The following is a 16735-nucleotide window of genomic DNA, read 5'->3' on the forward strand; positions in this document are numbered from 1 at the left end:
GATAACCGACTGTTTCCCCAAGAATTTTCTCCCCAGCTTTTTGCCGCATAATACATCTTCATTACATCCCACAATTCATTTAGATCGAATAGAGGCAGGTGCACTTTCTAAATTAACCATTTCACTACACCTGCGCCGGCCTATTTTCCATACTACCTTTGTTTTACAGCGTACGAGAAAGTAGAAGCTGACGCTCAAGCAGGCCGCTGTATCCAATGAAGGGACAGGTATGGCGCCCTGTTTTTGAAACGAGGAAAAATAATAAAACAAGGGAAAGAAATAATAAATACTGCAATATAAATAATAAAGGCTATGGAAGGGAATAAAACTGGCAACATTATATATAAGTTCATCCGGGCAGCAATGATACTTTTTTGGGTATATGTAGGGATGGAGAAACTCTGGCAGCTCGGTGCATTCAAGATCGCCCTTGATCAGCAGCCCCTGATCAGTTATCTGGCTCCGGTCCTCTATTGGCTGCTTCCGCTTATAGAAATCGGTGTTGGCGTATTACTGGGGTTGACATCAGCAAGGCTACGCGGATGGGGATGGAAAGTTTCGACCATACTGATTATCGTTTTTAGTATCTATATCGGTCTTGGCATCCTCAATGTATATGACAGGAAACCCTGTATGTGTACCAGCTTTCTCAGTAATATTTCCTGGACAACGCATTTGATCTTTAATCTCATTATTCTTGGCCTATCGATAACTGGATGGTTATTGCACTACACAGCTGCCAAATATGGTGAGCATACATTGACCAGTAACACAAACATCGCATTATTCCTGATAGGTTTTATGACAATAGGAGCCATTACATACGGACGCATACACTTTAAGCGGACAAATGATAGCTGGTATACACCGAACGGCATTTACGATTATAGGGAGCAAAATACTGCCAGTGGCCCCTAAAAAGGCTTATTGGCATCCACATACGATCGGTACATAGGTCTGTACCGGCAATTATTTACCAAAAGTTTGCAGGCCAGCACTATCACTAATCAATTACTGGCCTGCAGTACAGAAAGGAGGGTAGCAATATGCTAACCAAATTTTTAAACAATTATGGCTACATGATATTAGGCGGAGCCATGATTATCGGATTCTCAGCATTTAAAGGTGCTGAGGCTTATGCAGGAAAAAGTTTAGCTCCTGTGACTATTTACTTCCATGGTAATCCTCAAGATGAGGATCAGGTTAAAGATGCCTCGCGTTGGAATACCACGCCCAATGATGAGGACTGTAACAGTGCAAACGTTATGGCTTGCTCTCAGGTAGTAGATGAATCTGATCTGAATTCTTCAGATCAGCTGAATCCAGCAAAGATTCAACTTGGCGCTACCGCAACTTCTGGAGGAAACTATATCCCATCTAGAACCGGTGGCAGCAGCTCAACTACATTTACCCCAATCAATAGGGGATAAATGAAAGGAAGGGGTAGTCCGATCGGACTGCCCCTTCCCTATTTGTATCTACATTTTCTTTATTTCGGATTTTGTTGCATTCCCGTCAATCTAATAATATCTTCAGGAAGAGGAAGTGCATAAGCGTTGGAGTTTGGCTGTAAAGTAATCAATTGCCCATTTAGTTTTCTTGTTATTGAAATCTCCCCTCCTTCTGCATTCAACCGCTTTAGGTCCATCCATCTTAGCCCCCTATACAGCAATTCCTTTCTTCGCTCTTTTAGGATTAAAGCCAGTGCTTCTCTTTTGTCTTTTAGCACATAAGGAATAAATGTGCCCGTTTTATAGCGATACCCGAGTAGATGGTTTAAGTCTGCCATTCCTGCCTCTACATTCCCCATTCTCACATTGCATTCCGCACGCATAAGATACAGCTCGTCCGTTGCTATTCCCGAAAACATCTTGGAAGATCCTGCGTAACTGCCTTTGAAAGTAGTCGTTCCATCGGCTGCTACTTTGAAGTATGCTGACCTGCGTAAATCATTACTGTCATAAGAACGATACAGGAGCGTATCGGTCAATGCGCGCGAACTTGTCAAATTGATACTTACTAGTAATTCAGCATAAAATAAAGTCTCCTTATTAAAAATCGTAAATGGGTAGGAAGCTGTCATCTTTACTTCCGATAAATTATTAAAATCAAGCAGGTCAACATTGTACTTTAGGGCTAAATCAACATAATAATAGGCCGAATCGTAGACCTGCATCGATAGGTAAGCACGAGCCAATGTAGCATAAGCCGCATACTTATTGGGACGCATGACATGACTGGTTTTCTCAGGAAGCATAAGACTAGATTCTTTCAGATCTGTAATTACATTTTCGTAGCACTCCGCTATGGATGACCGATAAGATTGCTCATGAAAATCCGAACTGTTCCGCAGCACAATACCCATATCTGTTTTTGATTCTTGGGTATAGGCTTTTGAATAGGTCCATAATAAAGCCAGATATTGGCTCGCCCGATAAAATTTAGCAGAAGCATAAATGGCATCATACTGATTAGCATTACCTTCATTTCGATTGCTCTTTTTTATACGGTCCAACACAAGATTGCTATTGTAAATCGTATTATAAGAGGAGGACCAGTCATTTCCGAAATTCATATGATCATTCTGCCAGATATAAGTCTGTTGACCATAGTCAATCAATGCATCATATGCGGATTGGCTCAGGTAATAATTATCTGCCGAAGCTTCCCCAAAAGAAGGAAACTTTAGATTCATGATCTGGCTATCATCCAGTAGCTTTTGTAAGTCGTCCAAGCTATTGGGTACAGCCAAACCATAGTTTGACTGTACCTCTAAATATTTTTGACAGGCCGACAAGAAGAAAACAACTACCCCTAGCCACAATATGTTAAGAAATCTTTTCATCATTTACGTTATTAGATCAATAATCAATTTTTAATCCGATGGAAAATGTCTTTGGTGGACTTAATCGGTACGGAAATTCCGGGTCGATACCAATCTTATTTGCACGCCATAGTACCCCTAGATTGGCCGCGTTTGCCGACAGCCCCATATTAAATGCACGATTTCCGACGGTATACTTACCTTGCCAGGTCAACGAAACATATTCCAGCCGCAAATGATCCCCTTTATAGACATTGATATCAGCATATTGATAGAATGCATCCGACAATGATTTTATAGGATATTTCATACCAGGAACCTGTGTATATTGCTCATCCCCAGGCTGCTGCCATCGCTGATCAAAGTCTGGATAGGCCTTACCGTTAGCAAACAATGAAAAATAGGACGTCACAGGACGTCTGACGTAATAGTCCCCCTTAAAACTGACGTTGAAAGAAAAAATCAAAGACTTCCAAGCCAGTGTATTGATTATATTCCCAAAGACCTGCGGTTTGGAGGATCCAAAATACACGATACTTTCATTTCCTTCTGGCGACGCATTAGCCTGGTTGCGTATGGCGGTATAGTTTGTACTTAGCTGACCATCCAGCAGGCCCTGCCCTTCCCCAAATTCATTCAACCCCATCCATTTATAAGCAGCCAATGCGTTCAGTGGTTTACCGACGATCGGTGTGATGGTATTTCCGCTCGAGAGAAAGGATGTGACGCTGTTTTGCAGATTGTAATATTGCGTTGTTTTGTTCCTATTCAAGCTTAATATCGTTCGCGTATCCCAGTTGATCTTTCCGCTTATATTCTTTGAATTTAAGTCAATATCAAAACCTTGTCCCCGCATTCCTGCCAAATTCTTGACAACTGTACCCTGTAAGCCCCATGCCGTATAATCGTATTCGCTCAGTCCGTATAGATCTTTGCCTTTCTTTATATAATAGTCAATACGCCCGGACAATCTTCCTTTTCTTACTGAAAAATCAAGACCAAAGTTAGTGGTTGCTACTCTTTCCCATTTTAGCAAGGGATCGTTCAAGGTACTTATCTGATACATTGGATAGCTGGTATAAGTTGCCGAACCGATATAGGCAATTGGATCTGGCGACCGTCGTAGATCGACGTTACCACTGGTTCCATAGGTTGTCCTCAATTTTAGATAATCAAACAGGGCCAGCTTAAAGAAAGCCTCCTTATGAATGTCCCAAGATCCGCCTACGGACCAGAGCGGCGACCATTTATCATTGGTCGAAGCACCAAAGATATTAGCGCCGTCTTTACGCAAACTCATAGATAGACCATAGCGGTCCATAAACCGGTCGCTTATATTGGTATAAAGTGATACAAATCGATTTACATTTTTAAAAAATTGCGGCGCTCCCGGTATCCGTCGCATCCCATCATCCGGCAATGTTGGAAAGCGAGTTACAAAGTCTACCGAAGTGCTTGACATCGGCAGTTCATTGTATCCATAGGCCGTATAGGAATTTGTGTTCGATCTGTTCTCCCGTACCTCGCCACCAAGAATGCCGACCAACAGATGCCGACCAATCGATTTGTTAAAATCAATTTGACCACGTAGCGTATAAGACTTGCCCTCGGCAGCGGAGTACCGTTTTATACCACCAAGTGGAATGTTATATTTTGTAGCTGTGGTACCCGTACCGATGATGGTAAATTCATTGATCCACTTACGTGCTTCATAACTTTCCAAAGTATTCAATTCGTTATTTTCAGTACGCTGCTGCTGAATCTGTCCCCCGACATTCAGGTGTAAGTAAGGTAATACCTTATATTTCAGGTTCAGGCTCGAAAACCATTCATTGTTCTGCCGTCGGTCTTTTGCATATCTGTATTCCGACAGTGGATAGTAATCCCATGGCAGATAACCATTTGTATAGTTTTCCTTCAGATAACTGGACCTATATTCCTTTTCAAATGGGATTTCACCACCATCCTTATTTAGAAACTGAAGGTATGGCGCCTGCATACTGCTATAGCTTAACGATGAGAATTCAGGTTTGCCTTTTCTGCTATCCTGATTGGTATACAGCACCTGGAGATCCAACTGTAAATTGTCGGTAGGTCTGAAACTATTGGACAGCTGGATATTGATCTTTCTATCAAAAGCATCCAGTTCGGATTTATTCCCCGTATACCCTATACCAAACCCATACGAGTTGCGTGTCCCCCCGCCCGAGATATTCAGTGCGTGCTGATTGACAAATGGTACATTATAAAAAGCATCCATATAGTTTTGTCTTCCATTCTGCCCCAAGAGTTTAGCTATACCGCTGGCCGAATCTGCCGGAGAAATAAGGTTGCGCTTGCGTCTATCCAATATGTCGATCACTGGCGACTGTGCCAGATACGGCTGGTATAGCAATTCCGAATCATAATAGCCCTTATCAAAAAGATATTTCTCCACTGCTATAAAATCCACATTTTGGAGCTGATAGATTTTATTCAGATCGCTATTTTCCTTCAGGATTATTGTATTTGAGAGTGTTATTTTTGTCTGCTGCTCCTTGGAAAAAGCGCCCTTTTTTGAAGTCATGACGATAACACCGTTCCCCGCGCGTGCGCCCCATATTGCACTCGCCGCAGCATCTTTCAGGATGGAGACACTTTCAATATTACCCGGATCAATATTACTGATATCCCCCTCATAGATAAAACCGTCGAGCACAATGAGCGGATCCAGATTTCCATTAATTGTACTCAAACCTCGAACAGAGATATTCAGTTTCTGCAGGTCAGCATTTTGTATCGGCTGATTGTCGAAACGAATTGCTGTTGTCATGTTATTGAGCCTATCCAGAATGTTAGTTCCCACCTGCTGACTGAGCATTTTATTATCGACTACATCAATAGCCCCCGTCACCTCATTGGCTTTCAATGTCTGATAACCGGTGCTGACAATAGCCTCTTCCAAATAAATCTCCTTAGCATTTAAAGCCAGTACCTTATGCTTCTCAAAAAATTCGGCAGCCACTGTCCTATCCACGAAACCGACACAACTGATCATTAAAGAATCTTTATGATTACCTACCTGAATTGCAAATTTCCCCTGCAATGAACTTGCAGCCTGATTATGCAAGGTCTTGTTCCGTATAGAGGCCCCCACTAGCTCCCTGCCATCTTTTGCTGAAACAATTGTACCCTGTACCCAAATTTTTTCCTGAGCCTTGCCCATGAAAAACAGTACGCTTGTAAAAAGCGCTGTCAACAACACCCTCATTACTTCGTATGTTTAGTAGATACGGTGTAGAAATAAGGATATTCACCATTGTATTGTGTTGGCGTAAGCGTTATGCCATGCTGTTCCAGCGCAGCTATCTTTTCTTTGATAGCCAGATCAAGAAAGTTTCCCGGCAAACGCAGGTCAATCCGTTCGGCACTTTTACCCTCAAAAATTACCGGCTTGTCCAAAACAGACCTGATAAAACCAATCACACCATTTAGGGGCATATTTTGCATGATCAAAGATTCATTGCCTTTATCCACACTATTCATATACATTCCGCCCTTGGTTTTCCATATTGGACGCGATACATCCAGAGAAAGTGCGTATGCCGCAACAATACCTTTTTTTCGCTCAACAGCAACATTAAATCGTTGAATCAAAGCATTTCTAAAATAATCGAATGCTAAATCCTGTGTGACACTATCGCGCAGGTAGAGCTGATACCAAAACTGTCCTTTTGTTGTTTTAAAATCGTACATGAGATCGATAAATTCCTTATTGATACGATCATCAAAAACAAAAAGGCTCGATTGTATCTCTTTGAATGCATCAGGAAAAGCCAACTGATAACAGGTATTCAGAAAGTAATTGCCCACCTGAAACAGCGAGCTTCCTTTGCTGTAGGACACAGCGGGATACACACCGAGATAATTTTCCCTATACCCGGACATCACCGAGCAAAATAGAAGTCCCGTTGTATCCACTAAAGGCAGTGTGTTTATCCGCTTAGGATTTTGGATTTCCGATTTTTCTATAAACCGGCTTGACACTCCAGTTTTTAAAAAATCCTGGATAATATCCTCTGTTATAGAACTTGCGTATGAATTGATGACAAATTGCCCCGCAGGATTGATAATCCCTATCGTTGGCAAAGTATTATGCGGAAGAAGTGATGTAAACAAGGTATCATTCAGTATTGTCGGCAATACAGGCGTGTAATTAAAATCCTCTTTATATTTTTTAAAACGCTTATGTATCCGCTCAGGCGTATCCTTATTGCGCTTGCTGTTGACCATGACAACTTGTACCTTATCCTTAAAGCGCTGTTGGATCAACTCCATCTCGGGGATACCTTCAATGCAGCTCGGGCAGCCTGTCGACCAAAAATCCAATAATATCAGCTTCCCTTTCAGGTCGGCGAACTTGATTGTTTTCTTTTTCCCATTAAAATAGTTCAGTTCGAGCGGCTGGTTCCATACCGCATCCGGGATCCTATCACCCGGTTTTAGCGCAACGAGACTGGAGAGCCCATCGGCCCCGCTGTCCTTGCGGGGCGTCTGAGCCGATAAACTAAACATAGAAACAAAAAGGATTGTAATTACTATTAACGGACGGTTCCAGCTTTGAGACTGTGTCTTTAAAATATCTTTGAGTATTAAAAGTATAAGTGTGATCATAATATGGTCTGTTTATGGTCGAAAAATTGGGGCATAGTTTACCCCTTACGCTTTTAGCGTTCATTTTTTTCGATGAAAATTGGTCTGTTTTTAGGGTTATAAGAAATGCCGTTCCTCAGTCCCTTGGAAAATTTATGACGAATTCGGTCGGGACGGAGGGGAGGCTGTCTAATAGGTATTATGTAGGGCTATTCCGGTGGACAGGCTAAATTTTGCAGTAATTGTTTGCTGCTTGAACGAAAAACAAAATAAGCACCATTGCTGCCATTTTGCAATGGTAGACAATGGTGCTTATTTTGTTTACTTACATTTCTCATCAGCTCTTATTTCTAAGAACTCTCAGAGAAGCAGCAAAAATGGATTGACTGCCGGCTTATCTTTACAGCGAGGCTTTGGCGAAACCTTTACTTGCCACCCTAGGGTGTGACTTTCAGTTCCATACTTCGAAAAGCATGGGCAATGCTCAGATGAAGCAAGCGCCAACCCTACCCTAGGAATTTATATGTCCCAAAGATAGGAAAATTGACGCATTACCCACACCCGCATTGCTAAATCGCCAAATCCGCTACGAGAGTTCGTTATTTGTCTAATTAATAACCTATTTTCTTGTTCGATTCAATTATAATCTCATATTATTGCATCTTTGAAATAAAGATATTGATAATAATCTAAAAAAGAGAATTTATTTGCGCTTTTTTAGATTACTTTTATTTTGAATTTGTTGCATGAAAAAATTTAGTGCAACAATAACAAGAGACAATATATTTATCTTAGTACGCTATAGTGGACTGACACTGGAGGAATTTGGTAATATAATAGGGCTGTCTAAAAGGTGGATTCAGTACTTAAAAGAAGGTAAATATGACTTTGATATACCTTCTATTGAAAAAGCTAGTAGTTTTTTTAATGTACCATTTATTAAGCTGACTACAACAATTGTCAAACCAAGTTTTGGCTATCGTAAAATGTTGGAGTCCTATCATAAAAACAATATTGAATATAGCAAAATCTTGTCTGAACCTCCTTCGATTCCGTATCTTATTGAATTCATCTTAATGAGAGATCCTGACTTTACTACGAGAACTGAAATGGAAATTAAAGATATACGGCGAATTATAAGAAAATATGATCTTACTTATAAGGGAAGTAGTCTATCAACTGAACTCCAAAAATCTGATTTTGTTGAGTTTTGGCCACACCCTACAAAAAATAGAACAAATTTATATAAAGCGAGAATATAGGTTACTAATCGATTTTAATTCTCTTAATTATGGCGAAAAAGAACACTATTTCCCATTGTCATCGCTTAGGCAACCAAAAGGCAAGATGGCACAATTGGGTCAAGGGCGCCAGCAGGGGATCCGTGCGTAGCGGCGTTTACTATACCCTTGACCTTTGTGCCATCATGGGTAAATTTGCAGAAGCGGTGACGATGGATATCCATATCGCCAGCAATATGTAGTAGTAGATATCTATTTATATTCTTTAATGTATATAAGTTTTTGTTTATATTCAGTTAACCATATATCTATCCTACATTTACCGAAAAAATTAAGCACGTTGGTCCGGAGGAGCCGGATCAATGATCCAGCGGATAATTTCTTTACATCTGCGGGATTCTTTTGCTATGCCACTTCTATCCAAATTAACGAAATAAGCTTTTACCTTCGCTTTCCCCTGCCTTTCTTTTTGCGTTTTCGTTTTCTTTCTTCTTCATCAGTGGGTGTACCCTGACCACCAAACTCCTGAACAGGATCAAGAAGAATATCCAGAAGTCCCGGACCATTTGTGGCAAATGAGGAAAATATGTTCCCAAGTATGGTAGATCTGTCCTGAACAGGGTTAGAAAGTATCCTATCGGTCCAGCCTTCTTCCATTTTTGGAATAGCCCCTCTTCCCAAAAGCCTTTCAAAGGTGTGAAGCCTCGCCTTCTGATCAGAATTACCGTTCTTCATGATATTCGCATATTGCAATGTTTCTTTCAGTTTTCGGTCAAAACCGAACATCCTATCAAAGACAGTCTCGCCGCACTGCTTAAAAGCCATCTGGTCAAACTGACCGAGTTTTTTGGAATGTTCCACATTCCTGCCCCGGGATCTGTTCTGTGGACTCAGTTTGATACGGTTAGAAATGTCCTTTCGGCTGACAATGACCTGTATGTGCATCTGTGGGCCTTCTTTGCGCTGTCCCGCTTTTTTTGTTCCATGCTTGACCTCACGATCCTTATGGTTATAATAACGGTAATTTTCCAATTTGGCGAACCATAACAGATCTTTGCTATTTTCAATTCCGGGGCGTTTAAAATTGCGGGCATATTCATCCATGATCCGTGCTGCGTATTCCTTTAATTTTTCTTTTGCACCCACTTCGCCATAAGTAGCCAGCAGGAAATCGATTTCCTTTCTGCTGGGGCTGATATTGAGCAGGAAGAATTTGCTGTCCTCCATGCCCAGTTTGGCAATATTGCCGTCGATCTCGATGCGTACTTCATGCGGTTTAATGTTGTTCCGTCCGCCATTGAACCAGTGTTCCTGTTTTTTATTATCGGACAGGCGGTTTTCCTTTTCCAGATAGGCGACAAGATCACCACAGCTACCCTTGTTGTTCCCTGTTTCGGAATCCGTGATATTGATATACATAAAGGCTAAAGTTTATCCAGTGCTTCCCTGACTTGTCTGGCCAGTTCCTCTTTTTTTGCGGCAGATACGGGCCAGCCCAGTGTTTCCCGCTGGGCAATGTAATGTTCAAGGATCTTTCTGAAGCCATCTTTTAATTCCTGCCTCTGTTTAATACCCAAAAATATTTTTTTAAGAACTTTATCCAGACTTCCAAGATATTCCGTATTTGTTTTCAGAAATTCAGACGATTTCTGCTGTTCGTCGGAAATCAGATCTATTAGACCCGATTGCTGTTTGGTTACAGCTCCAAGTTCGTCCAGCATGGAATACAAGGGAACCAATAGGTCGGTCTCCTGTTTTCGGATAAAGGAAAGGATCCGGTTTACTCCACTGGAGAGTTCTTTTTTCAGAACCTCATCATTCAGGTCAGCGGGGTCTTTCTTGCTCCTGTAAAAATAATCGACCATCTCCATCACCAATTGCCGCTTGGTTCTGCCCAGTTTACGGGAGAGCAGTGCCAGACGGCCATCGACTTCCACCGGGAAGCGGACAGACCGTGTGTTTTCATCCTGTCTAGCCATTGCCACCGGAATTATTGTAGATGATAAACCGGAACCTGCTGGCTTTTGTCGGATGCCAGGAGGGGATGTAATCCACATAGCCATAAAGGATGAGATCGGAAAGGCATTTGTGATAAGTCGCAGTGGACTTTATACGCGAAAAATGCATCAGCTTTTTACGGCTGGAATGAAAGAAATCTCCTGGACGTTCTTTCTGGTGATAATAGAACATTGCCGCAAGGAGTCCGATGTGAGATGGAAGCAACCTGCTGTCTTTTGTAGTTTGCTCCAAATATGAACTAAAGCAATGATCCCGCATACAGTTATCCATTGCCATTGCCTCCTTCCATCATTTTATCGACATCACTGCTGCGATAATACATGCTGCCTCCGATCTTTTTAAAGGGTAGGATGCCCGTGATCCGTAGGTTCTGCAAGGTTCCGGGAGATATATCCAGTTTCTTTCTGACCTCCCTGCTACGGAGCCATTCCTTGTCTCCGCTGCCAGCTGAGTTTTCTCGTTTTAGGACCTGTGTGATCTCTTCTAACAGTTCTTTCTTGAACTGCTGCAAGTCTTCTTTTGTCAGGATGTCAAATACCATAGCATACCAATTTTGTGAACAATACCGGCTCGGCATTTGTGCCTTGCCACCGGTACAAAATTGGATGCTGGGAGGACAGCCTGGATGACCATCGGACTCCATTGGTCATGTTCAGCAGTCGAACAGGATCGCTATTAATCCTGTTTTATGGGTATTATCTGGAACAGTTTTTTGTCTGCGGGGATTTTGACTCCTTTCATGGAGTCTTTTGGATCTTTCTGTACAAAATAATTCCGGACGGTATTGACCGGTATATCTTTGCCATTGTAGACAAAATATTTCGAGACCATTTTGTAATATGGGCTTTCATGGTCACTGACAAGTAATTTCCTACCACTGGGAAGCGTCAGGTTTTTCAACTGTTGGAGCAGGTCGATAAAAGTGGGAAGATGGTCATCCTGTACCATCGGTTTGACGGACACCTCGTATTTTTCAAGATCGGCCAGTTTGTTTCTTAGAATTTCCAGTTCTGACTTTAACCCCGAGATCTGTTCATCTTTTTCCTTAATCAGCATATCATTTGGCCTGATATTCCATTTGTCCAGAGAAGCTAGAAAGATGCGGAATTCCCTAAGTTTCCTAATATTTGAGGTATATAGAGAATGTTTTGAAGAAAAAGGATCCTGTCGTTCAAAGTGAGCTATTCTGGAAGAAGTGATCTGCCACACATGAGAAAAGAAGTCCTTTTCCGAAGAGTTTTTCAGAGATAGATAATACTGCAGATGATAGAGATAATAGTCATAGAATGATCCATCATCCAGATTATACACCTTCAATAGAAAATGGTTATCCTCATATCCTTTTTTAAGTCCCAGGATATTCCCCAGTTCAAATGGATGCGGGCGGAAATCAAAAGCTTTTCTTGATTTAAAATAGTGTGCTGCCATATACCCAATTTAAAGAAAATCCTCAATTCGACGAACGTTGAATTTAAGAAATGGTGTATAAAAATTTGATAAGTTCGACTCTCAGAAATATTTTCCTGTAGAAAGTAGCTTTAAAAGTCCTACGATAGATTTTTATCATTTACAATTTAAGATAGCTGAATTGGATGAATAATGTCTATACTTTAAATACTTGTCCGGCTAAAACTTCCCGGTCAAAGAATTAATTATATAGATAGAAAACATTATAAAGCTTATTTTGTTATACAGCTATCTATTACGATTAGAGAAAATTTAAAAATGGGCCGGACCTCAGGAATCCGTGCCTGTTTTTTTTGTCGGTAGCCGGCCAATCAAAACAATCGCATGTGTCCTTTGTTTATAATCCCTCAAATAATATATAAGATTCCTTGGGCCGGGCTAGCGCCTGGCCTTTTTTTTGGATCATTGCCCATTGATTAAAAATGAGAACGGTGTTTTTCCCCTTTAGTACTATTTTGTTTTAAATTTGTTGTTGAAAGCTTTGTTCAAAGTAATTCTATCCCCAGGTTACACTAGCATTCCATTTTTTTGGGATTGATTGCTATATGAAGTAATGCAATGGTTTTCGAACAATAACAAATCAATATGTTAAGCAGTAGTGATATAGATCAGATTATCCTGGACAGGCTGATAATTTTTTATGACTCCATATATGTAGACAGGGAATTCCGTTTCTACCATACAGAGGTAATTTCGGTTGACAGATGTTTTAAAAGTAAAAAAAGGCTTTATAATTATACAGCGTATACACCTTATAGGCTCATGAAACACTCGGATACGACAGGCGATTTCTTTGTACTCTGTAAGATATGATTCAGTTCGATAGATGTTGCTGCATTCGAAATATGTGCAATTTTTGGAGAAATTTCTTCTTCTTTTGGCGGGCAGTCAGCTTCAGATTTTCCTTATATTAGGTTATGTTCAGACACAGGAATAAAGGAAGGACCTTTGGGCACAATATCAAGCTTGCAGCGTTATTGTCGACAGTGGCCGGTGTGGTCAATATTGTCGGCTTATTGGCATTCGGTACGCTGACGACAAGTGTTACCGGACATTTTGCCTTTCTCTCCGAAGATCTATATCTCCACAATTACAGGCTGATGCTGCTCAGCATATTCTAAGTAAGTTCTTTTTTTCTTGGGGCTTTTCTTGCTAATACCAGCATGGAACTCACATCTAAAAATACGGATCATTTTTCCTACATGCTACCGCTTTCCATAGAGATACTTTTTCTCGCTGCTGTTGCTTTATCGGAGTTTATGAACCACGGATCCCCTGTACTGTTTTCCTGTATATTGCTTCTGGCCATGGGTCTGCAAAATGCTCTGGTTACAAAGATATCGGGATCTGTCGTCCGTACCACGCACCTAACAGGTCTTTTTACAGATCTGGGCATTGAGCTGTCGCAGCTTATTTTTTATAGGAGGCCAAATGACAGGAGCCGTCTTAAAAATTCGATCATGCTCAGGGGAATAATCATTACAGGATTTTTTCTTGGAGGAATTACCGGAGCTTTTCTGTTTGGCTGGCTGGGAAGAAAAACACTCCTGTTGCCCATTTTTATCCTGTTGTTCGCTCTTTATTACGACCGTATACTGATGGTATATTACCGCTCTCTCAGAAAACATCGAAACAAATAACAGGGAACTTTAAAATGTTTTTGAGGTTACTTTGTGAGCGCTAATTCTAGGAGCTTTTTCGCCAAAAGTTGAGATAACCACCAAAAGCAGTGTATTCAAGATCGAAACTTTCAGGGATCTCATCCCATCCGCTGTAATAGGAAACGACACGCGTACCGGCAGGTGTCCTGCGGAGCTGGTCCCAGAGATAGCTCGTATAACGATCGTAGAGTTTTGTACTAGGGAGGATTTTATTGTCTATCGGGCAGGATGTATCCAGATTTTCAAAGAAAGAGTTGTAAAAGTAGAAAGCATCGAAGTCAGTAAAGGAAATCTGGTCTATGTTGGCATGTATAAATTCCACATTTTGGATATTATGTTTGCTGGCTAGGTTGTTGGATATCTCGACCAGTGATTCCCGCTGTTCCACTCCATAGAACATCCCGCTGGTACAGGAGGCGCCGACAAGACAAAATTTTCCTGCCCCTGCACCGATATCGAGAACTCTGTCACCGGATTGTTCAACAAGATATCGTGCTGCCATTTCTGCCACATCCACTGGTGTCCAGTGGCGTCCTGCAAGTTCTTTTATGTGGGGCGGATAAATTTCATTGAATCTGCTGTCATCGATAGATATACCGGAACGTAAAAGTTTAAAGATCATTGCTTAATATTAACCTTGGCTGATGAAGTGTGGGCTTTGAGGGAATCCCCGGGATCAATTCGAACCTATTTCTAGAGTTCTCTGAGAAAATGGACCTTACCTGATTCGGGGTTGATTTCAACAAGTACTTTTCTGTGGTTCCCATATTCATAAATGTACCAGTGCGGGTGCTGGAGATCTCCCGCCGAATAAGATCTAAGGATATTTTCGCCAGTTTCCTTCGGTTTTTCCGGAAAATTATTGTCCATGGTATCCGTTGGTATTTTTGTTTCGCAATTTACGGATTTCTTTCCTCGGCTGCAACCTTCATAATAGTAAAAGGGAAAAATTCCTGCCGTTGTTCGCAGATAATAATCATAGCCTCGCTGTACCTAATTTCGGTTCTAAAGGATATTGGGCAGGCTTATTCTAAAGAGAGAACAATTACATTTATTAGGGGTAATTTTTTATAAACTCATCCGGATCAGAGTTTAAATGCTGAACTATTTATATAGAAGAAAAATAAATATTCAACTTTTTATAAAATTGATCATTTGCAATTATATAATTTCAACATTAAACAGTTTCAGTGCATTTTTTATTTTTTTTACAGCATATTCAATTTGCCCGAAGCTATGGGTTGCCATAAGGGAGAGCCTTATCATAGAACAATTCACAGCCACTGCTGGAGGAACAATTGCATTTACAAAAACACCTTCTTTCTCAAGGTAGTTTGTAATAAGAAATGTCTTATAATCGTCTCTAATATAAATTGGAATGATCGGGCTTTCCGAATTCCCCAGATCAAATCCTTCTTCCACCATAAGTTTCCTGGCATAATGTGTGTTATCCCATAGCTTCTCAATTAGTTCTGGTTCATTTTGAACGATATCTAATGCCGCAATTGCACTCGCGACCGAAGCGGGCGACATGCTTGCACCAAATATTAAAGATCTAGCGTGATGTTTAATATATTCTATCGTTATACGATCAGCAGCAACAAACCCTCCCAGAGATGCCATCGCTTTGCTGAAGGTTCCTGTGATTAGATCGACCTCTTTTGTCAAACCAAAATGAGATGCAGTTCCGGCCCCCTTAACCCCTAATACTCCTAAGCTATGGGCATCATCTACCATAATTGTTGCGTTATATTTCTTCGCCAGGAAATTAAGAGCAGGTAATTTAACGATATTACCTTCCATACTAAAAATACCGTCAACGACTATTAATTTAATGGCTTCAACAGGTAATTTTCTTAATTTCTTTTCGAGATCCTCCATATCATCATGGGCGAATTTGAATACTTTTGATTGCGAAAGACGACAGCCATCAATAATGGAGGCATGGTCATAGGCATCAATCAACAAATAATCAGAACGTCCGGTCAAACATGAAAGTAACCCTACATTCACCTGATAGCCGGTACTAAAAACCAGGGAATCTTCTTTTCCTAAAAAATGTGCTAATTTTTGCTCCAATTCAAGATGAATATCCAAATTTCCATTTAAAAACCTGGAGCCAGCACAGCCCGTACCATATTTATCTATGGCGTTCTTTGCAGCCTCCTTGATTTTTGGGTGGTTAGTGAGTCCCAAATATGAATTAGATCCGAACATCAATATCTGTTTTCCGTTTCTAGAGACTTCATTGTTATTTTCCGAACCCAAGGTTCTAAAATAGGGGTAGCTTCCAGCTTCCTTTAATTTATTTATATATGGCAAATTGGAAACTCTTTTAAAAAAAAGGTCATTCATCTAATTTCAGTTGCTTAAATCTTATTAATTATATTCAAATATCTTAACAGAATAATTTTATCAATTCCCTGAAATTCTAATCTAAGTTTGTCAAAAATTTAACGACATACAAATTTAACGACATACAAATCGGCATTCAGTGTAATATGCTCTTATATTTTGGCATGAAAGAAATCAACATACCTAACAACATCGGTCGGATAGCTTACTTATATCTACATGCCATCTATGGTTAGTAAATTATAAAAAAATAAAATACACTCTATCTTAGCTATTTACAGAAAAAGCAATATTCCAAATAAAATAATAAAAACTATTACTATATACATGAAGATTTCTGTCGATGCATGTTTTTCATATTTCCGCCAAAAGGATGTTTGCTTTGATTTAGTTTCGCGCATCATTCCAAATATTTGATTCAAAAATACAAAATTTTTAACACGTTTTAATGGATTGTACAAAATTATTGTTTAAAAAAAATCATTTAAAAGAAGGAAATTCTGAATTTATATCAGATTTTTTAAATTTAATCTTAT

General features: G+C 40.3%; 16 protein-coding genes and 1 pseudogene. 6 read left to right on the top strand and 11 right to left on the bottom strand.

Annotated elements, in window-relative coordinates:
• Positions 1-312: 312 nt before the first annotated feature.
• Entirely contained in the window at positions 313-918 is a 606-nt protein-coding gene (locus tag A9970_RS15775; protein ID WP_182982969.1) for a MauE/DoxX family redox-associated membrane protein, read from the top strand.
• 128 nt (positions 919-1046) lie between these two features.
• Positions 1047-1430 carry a hypothetical protein gene (locus A9970_RS15780; protein ID WP_182982970.1) on the top strand — a complete coding sequence of 128 codons (384 nt, stop codon included), beginning with the start codon at positions 1047-1049 and terminating at the stop codon, positions 1428-1430.
• 59 nt (positions 1431-1489) lie between these two features.
• On the opposite strand, the gene A9970_RS15785 is transcribed toward A9970_RS15780, so the two are convergent.
• The 3 genes from A9970_RS15785 to A9970_RS15795 are packed head-to-tail and all read right to left on the bottom strand — an operon-like array spanning position 1490 to position 7477.
• Positions 1490-2848, bottom strand: a complete 1359-nt coding sequence (locus A9970_RS15785; RefSeq protein WP_182982971.1) for a RagB/SusD family nutrient uptake outer membrane protein — start codon at positions 2846-2848, stop codon at positions 1490-1492.
• 13 nt (positions 2849-2861) lie between these two features.
• Positions 2862-6074, bottom strand: a complete 3213-nt coding sequence (locus tag A9970_RS15790) for a SusC/RagA family TonB-linked outer membrane protein (RefSeq protein ID WP_182982972.1) — start codon at positions 6072-6074, stop codon at positions 2862-2864.
• Positions 6074-7477: a TlpA disulfide reductase family protein gene (locus A9970_RS15795; protein ID WP_182982973.1), complete on the bottom strand. Its 1404-nt coding sequence runs from the start codon at positions 7475-7477 to the stop codon at positions 6074-6076. The genes A9970_RS15790 and A9970_RS15795 overlap by 1 nt, the downstream gene beginning before the upstream one ends.
• A gap of 725 nt (positions 7478-8202) precedes the next feature.
• On the opposite strand from A9970_RS15795, the gene A9970_RS15800 reads away from it, so the two are divergent.
• Both A9970_RS15800 and A9970_RS15805 read left to right on the top strand, forming a co-directional pair.
• Positions 8203-8718 carry a helix-turn-helix transcriptional regulator gene (locus tag A9970_RS15800; RefSeq protein ID WP_182982974.1) on the top strand — a complete coding sequence of 172 codons (516 nt, stop codon included), beginning with the start codon at positions 8203-8205 and terminating at the stop codon, positions 8716-8718.
• Positions 8719-8747: 29 nt separating this feature from the next.
• Positions 8748-8939, top strand: coding sequence for a hypothetical protein (locus tag A9970_RS15805; protein ID WP_182982975.1), 192 nt, complete (start codon positions 8748-8750; stop codon positions 8937-8939).
• Positions 8940-9138: 199 nt separating this feature from the next.
• On the opposite strand, the gene A9970_RS15810 is transcribed toward A9970_RS15805, so the two are convergent.
• The 5 genes from A9970_RS15810 to A9970_RS15830 form a co-directional block, all read right to left on the bottom strand.
• Entirely contained in the window at positions 9139-10116 is a 978-nt protein-coding gene (locus A9970_RS15810) for a DUF5712 family protein (RefSeq protein ID WP_182982976.1), read from the bottom strand.
• 5 nt (positions 10117-10121) lie between these two features.
• A complete protein-coding gene (locus A9970_RS15815) occupies positions 10122-10676 on the bottom strand; it encodes a BfmA/BtgA family mobilization protein (RefSeq protein WP_182982977.1) in 555 nt (184 codons plus the stop codon).
• Entirely contained in the window at positions 10669-10992 is a 324-nt protein-coding gene (locus tag A9970_RS15820) for a hypothetical protein (RefSeq protein ID WP_182982978.1), read from the bottom strand. The genes A9970_RS15815 and A9970_RS15820 overlap by 8 nt, the downstream gene beginning before the upstream one ends.
• Complete coding sequence (locus tag A9970_RS15825) at positions 10979-11257, bottom strand: helix-turn-helix domain-containing protein (RefSeq protein WP_182982979.1); 279 nt, start codon at positions 11255-11257, stop codon at positions 10979-10981. Before A9970_RS15825 ends, A9970_RS15820 begins: the two co-directional genes overlap by 14 nt.
• Positions 11258-11391: 134 nt before the next feature.
• Positions 11392-12144, bottom strand: a complete 753-nt coding sequence (locus A9970_RS15830) for a hypothetical protein (RefSeq protein ID WP_182982980.1) — start codon at positions 12142-12144, stop codon at positions 11392-11394.
• A 956-nt stretch (positions 12145-13100) separates the two neighbouring features.
• Here A9970_RS15830 and A9970_RS28515 point away from each other — a divergent pair.
• Together A9970_RS28515 and A9970_RS15835 are read left to right on the top strand one after the other, a co-directional pair.
• Complete coding sequence (locus tag A9970_RS28515; protein ID WP_220801628.1) at positions 13101-13304, top strand: hypothetical protein; 204 nt, start codon at positions 13101-13103, stop codon at positions 13302-13304.
• A gap of 15 nt (positions 13305-13319) precedes the next feature.
• Positions 13320-13823: pseudogene (locus tag A9970_RS15835) on the top strand (YoaK family protein); the annotation flags it as partial.
• Positions 13824-13869: 46 nt separating this feature from the next.
• Here the strand turns inward: A9970_RS15835 and A9970_RS15840 are convergent.
• The 3 genes from A9970_RS15840 to spt form a co-directional block, all read right to left on the bottom strand.
• A complete protein-coding gene (locus tag A9970_RS15840; RefSeq protein WP_182982981.1) occupies positions 13870-14466 on the bottom strand; it encodes a methyltransferase domain-containing protein in 597 nt (198 codons plus the stop codon).
• Positions 14467-14537: 71 nt separating this feature from the next.
• The gene (locus A9970_RS15845) at positions 14538-14714 is read right to left on the bottom strand and encodes a hypothetical protein (RefSeq protein ID WP_182982982.1); all 177 of its coding nucleotides are present in this window, start codon (positions 14712-14714) and stop codon (positions 14538-14540) included.
• A 291-nt stretch (positions 14715-15005) separates the two neighbouring features.
• Entirely contained in the window at positions 15006-16199 is a 1194-nt protein-coding gene (gene spt / locus A9970_RS15850) for a serine palmitoyltransferase (RefSeq protein WP_182982983.1), read from the bottom strand.
• Between the last annotated feature and the right edge of the window lie 536 nt (positions 16200-16735).

The organism is Sphingobacterium sp. UME9, from assembly GCF_014170215.1.
Taxonomy (GTDB): domain Bacteria; phylum Bacteroidota; class Bacteroidia; order Sphingobacteriales; family Sphingobacteriaceae; genus Sphingobacterium; species Sphingobacterium paramultivorum.